The organism is Saccharopolyspora shandongensis (assembly GCF_900106995.1).
Taxonomy (GTDB): Bacteria; Actinomycetota; Actinomycetes; order Mycobacteriales; family Pseudonocardiaceae; genus Saccharopolyspora; species Saccharopolyspora shandongensis.
This window is the reverse complement of sequence record NZ_FNOK01000041.1, coordinates 45,138-57,710: the sequence shown is the minus strand read 5'-3', so window position 1 is coordinate 57,710 and position 12,573 is coordinate 45,138. Positions and strand designations below refer to the sequence as shown.

The following is a 12,573-nucleotide window of genomic DNA, read 5'->3' as shown; positions in this document are numbered from 1 at the left end:
CACACCCTGCCGACCCGCTGGTTCGACGGCGGTCTTGCGAGCTGGACTACGGTGATCGTGAGCGCGCAAATGCCGGGCCGGCAGCTGGGGAGTCGCCATGCACGTGGTCGTCGTCGGGAGTGGGATCGCGGGCACGTCGGCCGCGCTGGCGCTGGCCAGGGCCGGGTTCGGCGTGAGCGTGCACGAGGCGCACCCGTACAGCGGCGCGGACATCGGGGCGTTCCTGACGGTGGCGGCCAACGGTTTGCTGGCGCTGCGCCAGATCGGCGTCGTGCCGGCGGCGGGTTTCCCGCTGACCTCGCTGCGGCTCACCGGCAGCGACGGCGCCGAGGTCGCGGTGTCCACATTGGATGGTGAGTTCCGCTGCCTGCGCCGCGCCGAGCTGTGCGAGGCGCTGCGGGCAGAGGCCCACCGCTGTGGCCTGCCCGTGGAGTACGGCGCGCGGTTCGTCGGCGCCGAGCAGGACGGCGACCGGGTGGTGGCGCGCTTCGCCGACGGCCGGGAGGTCGCGGGAGACCTGCTCCTCGGCGCCGACGGGCTGAACTCGGCGGTGCGCCCCTTCGTCGACCCCGTGCCGAAGCGCTACGTGGGCCAGCAGGTGTTCTACGGCTACGCCGACCGCGCCGCGCCGCCGCACGAGCCGGCGCGCATCGAGATGATCCGGGGCAGCCGCAGCGCGTTCGGCTACGCGGTCTCGCCGGAAGGGCGGACGTACTGGTTCAGCCGGCTGTCGGCGCCGCCGCTGGACGACGGGGAAAGCGCCGAGGCCATGCGGGACCGGTTGCTCGCGGCGCTTCGCCCGGACGCGACCCCGGCGGCGGACATCGTCGCGGCCACCGGCACCGTCCTCGCCACCAACGCCCACGACCTCGTGCCGACGCCGCGCTGGCGCAACGGCGGCATGCTGCTCATCGGCGACGCGGCGCACGCGGCATCCCCGGCGACCGGCCAGGGCGCGTCGATGGCGGTCGAGGACGCCGTGGTCCTGGCCAAGGCCCTGCGCGACCACGGCAGCCTGGACGGCTACGAGCGGCTCCGCAGGCCGAGGGTTGAGCGCAACACCGCCCGCAGTGCGCAGCTGAGCGCAGCGCTCGCCCCTGACCACGCGGAACGCCCCGAAGAGGTCGAACGGCTGGGCCTGCGCCACGCCGACGCCCCGCCCGACGGCGACCCGGCGGAGTGGCTGGACTGGAACACCGAACTGCCGCGAATGGTGTAAAGGTGCCTCGATTGGTACCATGGTGCCATGGCGCTCAACATCAAGGATGGGCGGACCGAGGAGCTGGCCGCCCAGGTCGCCGAGCTGGCGGGCGAGACGAAGACGGGTGCGATTCGGCAATCGCTGGAGGAACGCCTCGAACGGCTCCTGCAGCAGGCTCGTCGGGCCGACCGCGAGGCCCGGCTGACGAGGTTCCTGGAGCACGAGGCGTGGCCGCAGGTCCCGCATTCCGAGCTGGGGCGGCCGGTCACCCGGGCCGAACGCGAAGCGATTCTCGGCTACGGGCCGGAGGGCGTGTGATCCTCGACAGCTCTGCGATCGTGGCCATCCTCCTCAAGGAGGACGGTCACGATCGCCTGCTCAAGTCGCTCGCGCGGGCGGACGAGGTGGGCGTCGGCGGGCCGACCGCCGCCGAAACCGGGATCGTCCTCGCCGCTCGGCTCGGCGTGGTCGGACGGACCTTGCTCGCCCGCTTCTTCGAGGAGGCGGGTGTCGAGGTAGTCGACTGCGGCGCGCAGCACTGGAAGATCGCGGTCGAGGCCTACGAACGATTCGGGAAGGGGCGGCACCCGGCGGGGCTGAACTTCGGCGATTGCCTGACCTACGCGGTCGCCTGCGTGACCGGGCGGCCGCTGCTCTGCGTCGGAGATGACTTCCCGCGGACCGACGTCGTTCTGGCGGCCGTCTGATCCGTCCGTGCCGGACCCGGGCTGACAGCCGTGTCCACCGTGGATGGATTCTGGTGGGCTCCGGTGCCGATCAGTCGGTTGCGGTGCCGATCGGGGTCAGCATCCGGTGGGGGTTCTGCAGGGCGCGGGCGACGCGGTCGCTGCGGCTCATCTCGTTGGTTCCGGGACCGGGGCGGACGACGAGGTCGTCGGGGCCCGGGTTCTCGCCGCACGCGGGGCATCGTCCGGACTCGTCGATGTCGGCGTCGCATGCCGCGTGGCTGAAGATCCGGGCGGGGTGCGGTCCGCTGGTGTACCGCTCGCCCCACTTGGACAACGCGAAGATCGCCGGCCACAGCGCCCGGCCGGCCTCGGTGAGCAGGTACTCCGGGTGTCCGCCCGATTCCTCCCGGGTCAGCACGCCCGCCTCGACCAGGGTGTCGAGCCGGTCGGTGAGCACCGCTCGGGAGATGTCGAGGTGCTCGCGCAGGTCGGTGAAGCGGCGCACGCCGTAGAAGCAGTCGCGCAGGATCAGGAGGGTCCAGCGCTCTCCGACCACTTCCAGCGCGCGGGCGAGGAAGCAGCCCTGCTGGTCGTATCCCGTTCCGAGTGCCACGACGCGATTGTACCGCGGGTCGGTCTGTTCACTGGACCATCTCCGTGCGACCATGGTCTGGTGAACAGACTGAGTCTTGGCGATGCCGCGACCCGGCGCGCCGGAGTTGCGCGCAGGTCGTTCGCGGCGGCGCTCGCGCTGACGTCGCTGAGCACGTTCGGGGCGATGCTGGCCTACTCGGGCCCGCTGGGGAACGCGGCGACGCTCACCGCCGCGCTGGCCGCCGGACCGGGAACCACCATGTGGATCCTGAGCTCGATGAGCACCGGCCTCGCGGTGAGCCTGCTGACCGCGGGCGCGCTGGCCGACCAGTCCGGCCGCCGCAGGATCTTCGAGCTCGGCGCATACGTTTTCGCGGTCGGCTCCGCGGTGTGCGCCACCTCGGCCACGGCGGCGCAATTCGTCATCGGACGGCTCGTCGAAGGCGTTGGCGCGGCCGGTGTCATCGCTACCGGGTTGGGGCTCGTGGCCGCGGTGAACAGCGACGCCCGCGCCCGCTCCGCGTCGGCCAGCTGGTGGGGCGCGAGCATGGGCCTCGGCATCGCGCTCGGCCCGCTGATGACCGGCTTGTTCGACCTCGCGGGCCTGTGGAGCGCGCCGTACTGGCTGCTCGCGGCGGTCGGCGTGAGCATCGCCATCGCCTCGCGGTGGTGCTTCCCCGAGACGGCGGTGATTCCGGGCCGTCGCCTGGATCTGCTCGGCGCCGCGCTGATGACCGGCGGGCTGGGGCTGCTGCTGGTCGCGCTGGTCGAAGTGCGCCAAGGAGGAGTCCGGCCCGCGCTGCTCTGCGCCGGTGGTGCGGCGGTCGCGTTGGCGGCTTTCGCCATCAGCCAGCTCCGGAGCCGATCGCCGATGGTGGAGTTCGCACTGTTCCGCCGGGGTGATTTCGCGGCGGCCACGATGGCGGCCGCGGTCACCGGCGCCGGCGTGATCGCACTGATGTCGTTCGCCTGCACCTTCCTCGTCACCAGCATGGGGATGAGCACTCTGGAGGCCGGTGCCCTGCTCGGGCTGTGGTCCGGCACCAGCGCCGTCTCGGCCGTGCTCAGCCGCCGGCTCGTCGCGCGGCTGACCGGCACGGCGCAGTTGGCCATCGGGCTCGCGGCCACGGGTGTCGGCCTGCTGATGCTCACCGGGCTCGGCGCGGATTCGACCGCCGGGCGGCTGATTCCCGGTCTTCTCGTGGCGGGCGTCGCCACCGGGGTGCTCAACGCGGGTCTGGGACGGCAGGCCACGGCGACCGTTCCGCCCGACCGGGCCGCGGTGGGGGTCGGGATGAACAACACCACCCGTTACGTCGGCGCCTCGATCGGGGTCACCGTCGTCGGTGTCCTCGCCGCCGCCCCGCACGACGACATCGCCGCCCGGCTGTCCGGCTGGAACCACGTCGCCGTCCTCACCGGTGTCGTCTCCCTCGTCGGCGCCGCCGCCGTGCTGGCGCTGGTCCGGTTCGGGCGCGAGCGGGGATGAGCGCATTCGACCGCGGCCACCCGGCGAGCCGCATTGCTGTGGCACCGATCGGCTTGTCGGCCGGATCCAGCGCCCCATCCGCGACGCCGACCCGGTGCGGTGGTCGCTGAGCATTGCGGTGATCCTTAAATCAGTTGTGCTCGATGTTCTGGAGTGCGGCGCTGAGCGCGTTCTGCTTGGCTCCGTAGGCGGCTTCGTTATGGTCGGCGATGCTTGCGGGGTCAGCTCCGGCCGGCTCGCCTTCTTGGCCGGGTAGGGCAGATTCCGAGTTTGCTTGTGACGTCCCGATTTTCAGATTCTCTGGCAACCCGTTTAGACGACTCGACTCGTCCGCGAGAACCAAGTGGTCGTGATCGAGGATCTGACTGTCCGCAACATGCTCAAGAACAAAACGCTGGCGCGGGCGATCTCCGACGCGTCGTGGTCGGAGTTTCGCTCGATGTTGGAGTACAAAGCTCAGTGCTAGAGCCTCCGCGCGTCGAGTTCGGCGAGGACCTCATCGGTGTGCTGGCCGGGCAGCGGGGCATGCCTGCGGATCGAGCCCGGCGTCGCGGAGAAGCTCATCGGCACCCCGACCACGCGGTAGCTGCCTCGAGGATCTGCGCGGCGTACGGGCCCATCACCACGGTGGCCATGTCGATCACGCGGACGCCGGCCAGCGGGCCGGACCTGCCTTCGGCGCTCGGTGCGGAATTGGTCATCATCGCCGTTCCAGGTGGGAAAAGGGGAGCCGTCCCGGATTTTGCTAGCTTTGCTAATAATGCTAGGTCCGGCCGGGGCGGCGGTTCAATTGATCAGCGGCACCGATGTGCGAACAATGGCGTGACCGCAGCGGTCACGTCAATCGTTCGCCCCGCGGGGGCGCAATTTCGCGAGAAATCGACGTTTGCCCGGCGAATGCGCATTTCTCGGGAAAATGCGCGCCCGGCGGATGATCAGCGCAGGGCACGCATGGCCTCGTCGATCAGCCGACGGAGGCCGGGCTGGCTCTCGGCGCGGTCGCGACGCCAGATCAGACCGGTCGCCAAGCTCGGGTCGAAATCCTCGAACGGGAGCACAACCGTGTTCTCGCTGCGGTGCTTGTGCATCCCGCTTTCCGGATCCAGCGTCGAAATGGAGAATGCCGATCCGTTCGCCACCAATTCGCTGGTGCTGCCGTAATCGCCGGTGTCGAGCGTGATCCGCCGGTGGATTCCCGCCGCCTCCAACCGCACCAGCAGTTCCCCGTAGTAGGCCGGCAGCATCCGCGGCGCCGGGCTGACGTAGGTGTAGTCGACCAGCTCGGCGAGCGAGACCGAGCTGCGGGCGCCGAACTCCGCCGCCGGCAGCACCGCCCCGAGCGGCTCGCGCATCAGCTCGAACACCTCGATGCCCTCGGCGTGCACCGGCAGGTGCACCAGCGCCATCGCGAGCTCGCCGCGCTGCACCCCGGCGAGCAGGTCGTCGCTGCCGCTCGGCCAGCGCTTGATGTCGCATTCGGCGGCGCACCGGTCCTCGAACGACCTGAGCCGCTGCCGCATCGACGAGTGCAGGCCGGGCGGGATGCCGATGTAGACGACGGCGCGCTGCGGGCTGATCGCCTCGCGCAGCCGCCGCGGGATGTCGTCGAAGCGGCCGAGCACGTCCTTGGCGATCGGCAGCAGCGTCGCGCCGGCATCGGTCAGCTGCACGTGGTGCGAGTCCCGCTCGAACAGCACCGAGCCGAGGTCGCGTTCGAGGTCCCGCACTCGCTGGCTCAGCGGCGAGGTCGCCATGTGCAGCTGCCGGGCGGCCTTGGAGAAGGACAGGTTCTCCGCGACCGCCACGAAGTAGCGCAGGTGGAACATCTCCATCGAGCAGCAGATTACCCCGCTGTCCGGGCGCGCGAACGCGTCCGCCGGATGGGGGGTGATGATTGTCTCACGGATGATCATCGGGTGGGCCAAGTTGATGTCCCAACCCGGTGTGAACTCGAAAATACTGCGCTATGTAACGAAATTCGGGCAGGTTGCCGATTATGTCACCGTAAAGGTGGTACACGTAAGAAGTAAAGCAAGCTAGGTTAATCTCACTGTTCGTAGTTGAATGGGTGCAGTGGGCCACTTTGGATCGGAGATGTGCATGGGCGCCGTCCTGCCGCTTCGCGTCGGTGCTCCCGACGGGTGCGGGCATGCCTCTCCGCAGCTCCGGGTGGCGCTGCTGCCGGCGGTCGGTGCGCATCGCGGGCCGACCCCGACATTTCCGCTCGCCGGCTGGGCGTCGTGGCCCCCGTCGTGCCGCGTCGACCGGCGGCCGGCGTTCGCGAACCGAGCGGCCATCGGCCGAGGAGTCGCCTTTACGCTGTAAGACTCTTCGCAACTCGCCTGCGTGGAATCGCTTCCTGCGGGGTATTTTTCGCGCCCCGAAGACCCGCCCCCGGCAGGCGTCGGAATCCCGGAACCGACCATCTCCCGTCATGGCGTCGCAACGATCACCGCCGAGCGGTCCACATAGGAGGGACGTATGGACTCGACCGGCAAGAGCACGTCGCCCGGGGTGCCGTGTCGGACATGCCGGAGTTCCGGCGGAGGTACCGCGAGGGCGGGATCGATTCCCGGCACCACACCGCCACGTACACCTTCCGACGAGGTCACACCAAGTCCACCGGAGGAGCAGTGACATCAGACCTGAACCAGCGCGCTTTCGACAGGACGTCCAATGAAGAACTGCATTGGAACCTCCCTGCCGAAACCGCAATGCCGTCCGGCAAAGCCGTGGAAATACTGGAGTTCCTCCGCTGGTACGCGCGGGAACGACTCGACTCGCGGAGAATGGACGAGCGTCGATCCATCGACCTCGGCGTAGTGCCCGAGTTCGCCGACGCCGGGCTGCTGGGGCTTCAGGTTCCACGCCGGTACCAGGGACAGGAACTGAGCTACCGGGACACGTTCCGGATCATGGAACAACTCGCAGCCATCGACTGCAACCTGTTCGTCATGACCGCCGTGCAGAACGCGGTCGGCATCCCGCCGATCATGCAGCACGCGTCTGACCGAGTCAAAGCCGACGTCCTTCCGTTGCTGGCCCAGGGAAAGAGCCTGACCACGAGCGCGGCCAGCGAGCCGGGCATGGGCTCGAACCTGCGTGCCATGACCACCTGCGCGACCAGGAACCGGGATGGCAGCTACACGATCAACGGCACGAAGCGGTGGATCAGCCTCGGCGCCGCTTCCCACTACCTGAACGTCTTCACCCGGCTCTGCGACGAGCACGGCGAGCAACTGGGATACGCCGGCTTCGTCGTCGACACCACCACCCCGGGCTTCACCGCCGGTCCCGAGCTGCTGACCTTGGGCCTGAAGGCCGTGCCGCAAAACATCTTGACCTTCAAGGACATGCGAGTGCCGGCGGACTGGATGCTCGGCGCCGAAGGTGAGGGGATCACCGCCGCGAACGCGGCCTTCATGCTCGCGCGGCTCGTGCTCGCCGCGGGCAGCGTCGGAGCGATGAAAAGATCGCTGGAGGTGGCGGCGCGGTACGCCACGCGTCGCACCGTCGCCACGGGCCTGCTGGTGGACAACGGCCGAACTCAGCAGGTCCTCACCGAAGCGGTGGCCGCGACCCAGGCGGTGGAGACGCTGCTCGATCACCTCACGTTCCAGCTCGACATGGGGGAGCAGCCGCCGGAACTGCTTTACTTCGTCGCGAAGATCATCGCATCGGAAGAGATGTTCACGGTCGTGGACCGCAGCCTGCAGATGCTGGGAGCGCGAGGTTTCCTGGACACGAACATCGTCGGGCCGTTCTTCCGGGATTACCGTCTCTTCCGGATCTTCGAAGGAGCGACTGAGGCCATCACCGTCTACGTCGGGAAGATGATCCACCGCAATCCGGCCGGCTTCGGTGAAATCGTCCATGCCTTCCCCGCATCCCGGCAGGTGACCGACCTCGTCGACGAGGCCGCTTCGTTCACCGCCCTCCGCGCCGTCACCGAGCAGGAGCAACACATCCTCTACAACGTGCTTGGAGACCTGCTGTGCTGGTCTGTCATGGCAGCGTTGACAAGTTCGACGGCGACCCGTTCCGAGATGCACGCGTACACCGCCCAGTGGTGCGAGCACAAACTGCGCCAGCGGCTGACGGAAGCACGACGCGACGTGGGGCTGGAGCTTCCGTCCGTGTCGACGCTACTCAGCCACATCGCCGGATACGAGGAGACGATCGGCGACGTCGACCAGCGCAGACCGGACGAAGAACACTGCGTGGATCCGCTGCTCATGCGTTGACGGCACCGTGATCCCACCGCACGACACGGATGCGGTGCGGCTCGCACGGACTGTCCACGCGAGCTGCACCGCGGTGTCGGCGATCAGGGCAACGCGATCCCGCCCTGCCGGTGGTAGATCCCCTGCACCACGTCTTTGGCGAACGTCTTGATGGCGTTTACGTCGGACATGTTCCAGTCCCGCTCCACGATGTCCACCACGCAGACCGTGCCCAAGGCGGTGCCGGTGTCGTCGATCAGCGGCGCCCCGAGATAGGACTTCGCGCCCATCTCGTCGACGAGGACGTTCCCTGCGAAACGCGGGTAGGCCATGACATTGCCGAGCGGAAACGCCTTTTTCCGCGCTAGCGTGTGCGGGCACCAACCAACGTTCTTCGGCATGCCCGTGAGGCTTGAAGCATCTCCGCCCGCCTGCATGTGGGCGCCGACGAAATTCTGATTCGTGGCGTCGAAGATGTTGACCACCGCGACGGCAGCTTGAAACGTCTCCGTCATCTTCGCCGCGAAGCCGGAAAGCTGTTCGTCCCGCTGCAGGCCCAGCAGGCCGAGCTCCCGCAGTCGAGCCACCCGCAACCGCACGACCTTGTCGCTCTCCTGAGGCTCCAGCATGCGATTGCCCTGGTCGTCGAAGGTGGTCGTCCCCTGAGGATCGTAGGTATTCAAGAAGAACTCCATCCCTGTGCGCGGTTGTGTGCTGTCAACGTCACGTCCGTCCCTGCACGTTTCGGCTACAGGCGACGATTGGTGAGGACGTGCTCGGTGAGGCGCGCCAGGGCCGCCGCCGCGGCGCGCCGATCCCGGGCATCGCACAGGACGACCGGCACGTGGGGCTTGATGTCCAACGCTTCCCGGACCTCATCGGGTCCGTAGCGGAAGCCGTCGGGGAACTGGTTCACCGCGACGAGGAAGTCGACGCCGCGCTGTTCAAAGAACTCGACCGCGGCGAAGCAGTCCTGCAGCCGCCGGGTGTCGGCGAGCACGACGGCGCCGAGCGCGCCGTGCACCAGGTCGTCCCACATGAACCAGAACCGCTCCTGGCCCGGGGTGCCGAACAGGAACAGCACGATGTTCTGCGGCGCGAACGTGATGCGCCCGAAGTCCATGGCGACGGTGGTGGTGCTCTTGTCGCCGACCCCGGCCAGGTCATCGGTGCCGATGCTGGCGACGGTCAGCGTTTCCTCGGTGGTCAGCGGCTCGATCTCGCTGACCGATCGGACGAACGTGGTCTTCCCGACGCCGAACCCGCCCGCGACGAGGAACTTGAACGCGGTCGGGAAGAGGTCAGAGTTGTTGGAGACCATGGAGCAATGCCTCCAGTTGTCCTAGGTCGGGCAGGTCGTCGGGCAGTCGGGTGGTGACGGCACCCCAGTCGATGAGGTCCGAGAGCAGGACCTTGGTGACCACGGCGGGCTGGTGCAGGTGCGCCGACACCTCGGCGACCGACGTGGCGTACCGGCACAGCTCCAGCATCTTGGCGTGCATGGGCTCGATGCGGTCGGGCGCCATCCTGCCGGTGGACCGGACCATCGACTGCAGCGTCAGGGTCGCGGTCGGCTTGGTCCGGCCGTTGGTGAGGGAGTACGGGCGCAGCAGCGGCCCCGCTTCGCTGTCGACCCAGGGTTTGTCCGGCGAAACCGACATGATCAGCCGCTCACCTCGCCCGACCGCGCGGCGGCGGGCTGGCGCATGGCCGTGGTCAGGTGCGACGGAACGCGCTTGACGAGCTGGGCGATCTCGTAGCCGAGGACGCTGGCGTCGGCGTCCGGATAGGCGATCACGACGAGGACCGCGCCGACGCCGGCGGCGGAGACGAAGAACAGCAGGTCGTCGAACTCCACCACGACCTGGCGGACCCCGTCACCCGCGCCGAAGCGGGCCCCGCCGTTGCGGGCGAGGGAGCACTGTGCGGCGGCCCACGCCGCGAGGGCGTCCGCCTCGTCGGCGTCGAGGCCGTGGTAGTGCCGCTTGAGCCCATCCGTGGAAGCCAGCAGGGCGCAGCGGGTGTGCGGGACCCGACGGAGCAGGTCGGCGAGCAGCCAACCGAGGTCCGACGCCTGGCCAGCGGGCAGGTCATTGGCCATGGGTAACGTCTCCTTGAGATCAATGCGGTGCGGACGAGGCGGGGTCAGGCGCCGTGGTCACCCGGACCGTCGTTGTCGCGGGCGCCGCCTTTGGCGCCATGTCGGTATGCGGCCCACAAGCCGGGGGTCGGTCCACCGCGCGGAGCCTCGGCGGGCTTGGGGCCACCGGCGAGCTGGGGCGCCACGTAGGACTTGGCGCGGTCGCGCTTGGGCAGCGGCGGGCGTTCGGTGTTGCCCGGCGGGTTGGCGATCGCGTCCTCGCCCGCGGCGGCCTCGGGCACGACTCCCGTGTGCCGCCCGTACCACTGCACGGTGCTGGTCCCGTTCGACGACGCGGGGCCGGTCCCGTTCGACGACGCGGCGGGCACCGAGGCATCGAACTGCCGGACCGGTACCCGCTTTGCGGGGGCACGGTGCGCGCCGCCGCGCTCGCCGTTCGGTGCGGCGGGCAGCGCGGGAGCCGGGGCGATGACCGGCTGCGGCTCGGGCGCCTCGGCGGCGCTCGCGGCGCCCTCGACGACCGCGGGCTGGTGCTGCTCTTCGTCGGTGTCGCCCAGCAGGCCGAGAGGAACCACGACGTGGGCGTCGATTCCGCCGTACATGTTGTTCTCGAGCTCGACGGCGACGTGGTGCCGCTGGGCCAGCTGGGCGACCACGTACAGGCCGATCCGCCCGTCCTTGAGCTGCTCGTCGCGGTCGACGCCGCTGGGATCGGCGAGCAGCGCGTTCAGCTTGCCCCGGTCGGCCCGGCGCATACCCAGCCCGCGGTCCCGGATGTCGATGGCCAGCCCGGCGGTGACCCGCTGGGTGCTGACCGTGACCTGGGTGTCGGGTTCCGAGAAGGCGGTGGCGTTCTCGACGAGCTCGGCGATCAGGTGGATCACGTCGGCCACGGCGTGGCCGTGGAGCGTGCCTTCGACCGGCGGCAGCACCCTGACACGGGCGTAGTGCTCGACCTCGGCGACCGAGGAGCGCAGCACGGTGTACATGGGGACCGGCCGGCTCCACTGCCGCCGCGGCATCGAGCCGCCGAGCACGGCGAGGCTTTCCGCCTGCCGGCGCATGCCGGTCACGAGGTGGTCGACGGCGAACAGGCCCTTGAGCAGATCCGGGTCCTCCACCAGCTGCTCCAGCTCGTCGAGCCGCTGGATCGCCCGGTGTGCGAGGGACTGCACCCGCCGCGCGATGTTGGCGAACACCGCGACGCTGGGCTCGGGGGCGCCGGTGGTGGCGTCGGGAGCCTGCTGCATGCGGACCACGGCGAACTCGGCGGCGGCCTGCGCCTGCCGGATCTCGTGGGAGAGCAGCGCGAAGGGGTGGCTGCCCGGGGCGGGGTCGTCGGCGGGCCACCGCGGCGCGGGCGGCTCGCCCGCGCGAACCTGTTCCACGAGCCGGGGGAACTCGTTCTTGCCCTGCTCGACGGTGGCGCGCAGGGATTCGATCCACCGCTGCGTGTGCTGCGCGGACTCCTCGATCCTCTGCTTGGCGCGCTGGGAGGATTCGGCGATCTCCCGGTCGACGGCGGCCGCCGTGGCGTTGACCCGGTTGAAGGCGATGATCGCGATGGCTGCGCAGCCGACCAGGCCGCCGCCGAGCACCGAGTAGCGGAGCACGTCGGAGGGATTGGTGGCGAGCACGGCAGCGGCGGCGATCCCCAACACTGCCATGGCGGCCAGGTGCACCATGACCAGCCGCAACAATCGACTCCGCAGGTCGTCGTCCGTGCTGCTGAGCCGCGATCCGGGCGCCTGCTCGGAACCTGCGGCCGGCGGGGGTAACTCTGACATCAGCGTCCTTGGTACGGGGAATGTTCGGCGACGGGCACGCGTGCCTGTGGTCGGGGCGTCACCGCTGGGACTACTGGTGCTCACTAGTTGATCAACTTTATCACCGAGGGTGATCCTAGCGACACTAATGAGAGCTGAATAGGCAGGGGGCCGACCTATTGGAATGACGCGGATTACCCGGCGCGACGTGGCCAAACTTCCCGTCCGGATGTGGAATCCGCGACTCCGCTCACTGAGCGCGACGCCCACCGGGAGCGGCCCCGCGCATTGCCCGGGCGCCCGGTCGAGTGGCTGCTGAGCTGCGGAGATCCCGGTCCGGGCGGGCTGCGGCGGCGGATGTCCTCGCAGGTGGCGAGGCTTCGCTGCTCCATTCGGGTATATACGATCCGGCGCTCGGCTCAGCTCCGCGCGGCGGCTGTCGGTGAAACCGGCCCGCCGCGAATTGTCCTTGATCCTTTTCGCGGCGGGCCGGCGGGGTCGATCAATTCA

13 protein-coding genes and 1 pseudogene are annotated in these 12,573 nt (G+C 69.3%); 6 read left to right on the top strand and 8 right to left on the bottom strand.

Translation table 11 applies throughout. The features are described 5' to 3' along the window. The first annotated feature begins 97 nt into the window (after positions 1-97). From BLW84_RS32250 to BLW84_RS32240, 3 genes are read left to right on the top strand one after another with little or no spacing between them, the layout of a single operon-like run. A complete protein-coding gene (locus tag BLW84_RS32250) occupies positions 98-1,219 on the top strand; it encodes an FAD-dependent oxidoreductase (RefSeq protein ID WP_093273162.1) in 1,122 nt (373 codons plus the stop codon). 27 nt (positions 1,220-1,246) lie between these two features. After that, on the top strand, positions 1,247-1,519 hold the full coding sequence (locus tag BLW84_RS32245) for a type II toxin-antitoxin system VapB family antitoxin (RefSeq protein WP_093273161.1): 273 nt from the start codon (positions 1,247-1,249) through the stop codon (positions 1,517-1,519). After that, a complete protein-coding gene (locus BLW84_RS32240; protein WP_093273159.1) occupies positions 1,516-1,908 on the top strand; it encodes a type II toxin-antitoxin system VapC family toxin in 393 nt (130 codons plus the stop codon). The genes BLW84_RS32245 and BLW84_RS32240 overlap by 4 nt, the downstream gene beginning before the upstream one ends. A 70-nt stretch (positions 1,909-1,978) precedes the next feature. On the opposite strand, the gene BLW84_RS32235 is transcribed toward BLW84_RS32240, so the two are convergent. Further along, positions 1,979-2,503: a winged helix-turn-helix transcriptional regulator gene (locus BLW84_RS32235; RefSeq protein WP_218157557.1), complete on the bottom strand. Its 525-nt coding sequence runs from the start codon at positions 2,501-2,503 to the stop codon at positions 1,979-1,981. Between the two features lie 60 nt (positions 2,504-2,563). On the opposite strand from BLW84_RS32235, the gene BLW84_RS32230 reads away from it, so the two are divergent. After that, a complete protein-coding gene (locus tag BLW84_RS32230) occupies positions 2,564-3,973 on the top strand; it encodes an MFS transporter (protein WP_245761536.1) in 1,410 nt (469 codons plus the stop codon). 340 nt (positions 3,974-4,313) lie between these two features. Beyond that, a pseudogene (locus BLW84_RS32225) lies at positions 4,314-4,439 on the top strand (IS200/IS605 family accessory protein TnpB-related protein); the annotation flags it as partial. Positions 4,440-4,533: 94 nt separating this feature from the next. Here BLW84_RS32225 and BLW84_RS47860 read toward each other — a convergent pair. Then, entirely contained in the window at positions 4,534-4,677 is a 144-nt protein-coding gene (locus BLW84_RS47860) for a hypothetical protein (RefSeq protein WP_177226798.1), read from the bottom strand. A gap of 231 nt (positions 4,678-4,908) precedes the next feature. Further along, on the bottom strand, positions 4,909-5,805 hold the full coding sequence (locus tag BLW84_RS32220) for a LysR family transcriptional regulator (RefSeq protein WP_093273200.1): 897 nt from the start codon (positions 5,803-5,805) through the stop codon (positions 4,909-4,911). Positions 5,806-6,213: 408 nt separating this feature from the next. On the opposite strand from BLW84_RS32220, the gene BLW84_RS32215 reads away from it, so the two are divergent. Next, the gene (locus tag BLW84_RS32215; RefSeq protein WP_245761534.1) at positions 6,214-8,217 is read left to right on the top strand and encodes an acyl-CoA dehydrogenase family protein; all 2,004 of its coding nucleotides are present in this window, start codon (positions 6,214-6,216) and stop codon (positions 8,215-8,217) included. 83 nt (positions 8,218-8,300) lie between these two features. Here BLW84_RS32215 and BLW84_RS32210 read toward each other — a convergent pair whose 3' ends face one another. From BLW84_RS32210 to BLW84_RS32190, 5 genes are all read right to left on the bottom strand, one after another. Continuing rightward, the gene (locus BLW84_RS32210; protein ID WP_177226803.1) at positions 8,301-8,879 is read right to left on the bottom strand and encodes a GAF domain-containing protein; all 579 of its coding nucleotides are present in this window, start codon (positions 8,877-8,879) and stop codon (positions 8,301-8,303) included. 65 nt (positions 8,880-8,944) lie between these two features. Continuing rightward, positions 8,945-9,517 carry a GTP-binding protein gene (locus BLW84_RS32205; RefSeq protein WP_093273153.1) on the bottom strand — a complete coding sequence of 191 codons (573 nt, stop codon included), beginning with the start codon at positions 9,515-9,517 and terminating at the stop codon, positions 8,945-8,947. After that, positions 9,498-9,857: a DUF742 domain-containing protein gene (locus tag BLW84_RS32200; protein ID WP_093273152.1), complete on the bottom strand. Its 360-nt coding sequence runs from the start codon at positions 9,855-9,857 to the stop codon at positions 9,498-9,500. The genes BLW84_RS32205 and BLW84_RS32200 overlap by 20 nt, the downstream gene beginning before the upstream one ends. A 2-nt stretch (positions 9,858-9,859) precedes the next feature. Continuing rightward, positions 9,860-10,297 carry a roadblock/LC7 domain-containing protein gene (locus BLW84_RS32195; RefSeq protein WP_093273150.1) on the bottom strand — a complete coding sequence of 146 codons (438 nt, stop codon included), beginning with the start codon at positions 10,295-10,297 and terminating at the stop codon, positions 9,860-9,862. 44 nt (positions 10,298-10,341) lie between these two features. Beyond that, positions 10,342-12,084 (bottom strand): sensor histidine kinase, encoded by a 1,743-nt coding sequence (locus BLW84_RS32190; protein ID WP_093273149.1) that lies wholly within the window; start codon positions 12,082-12,084, stop codon positions 10,342-10,344. Positions 12,085-12,573: the final 489 nt, after the last annotated feature.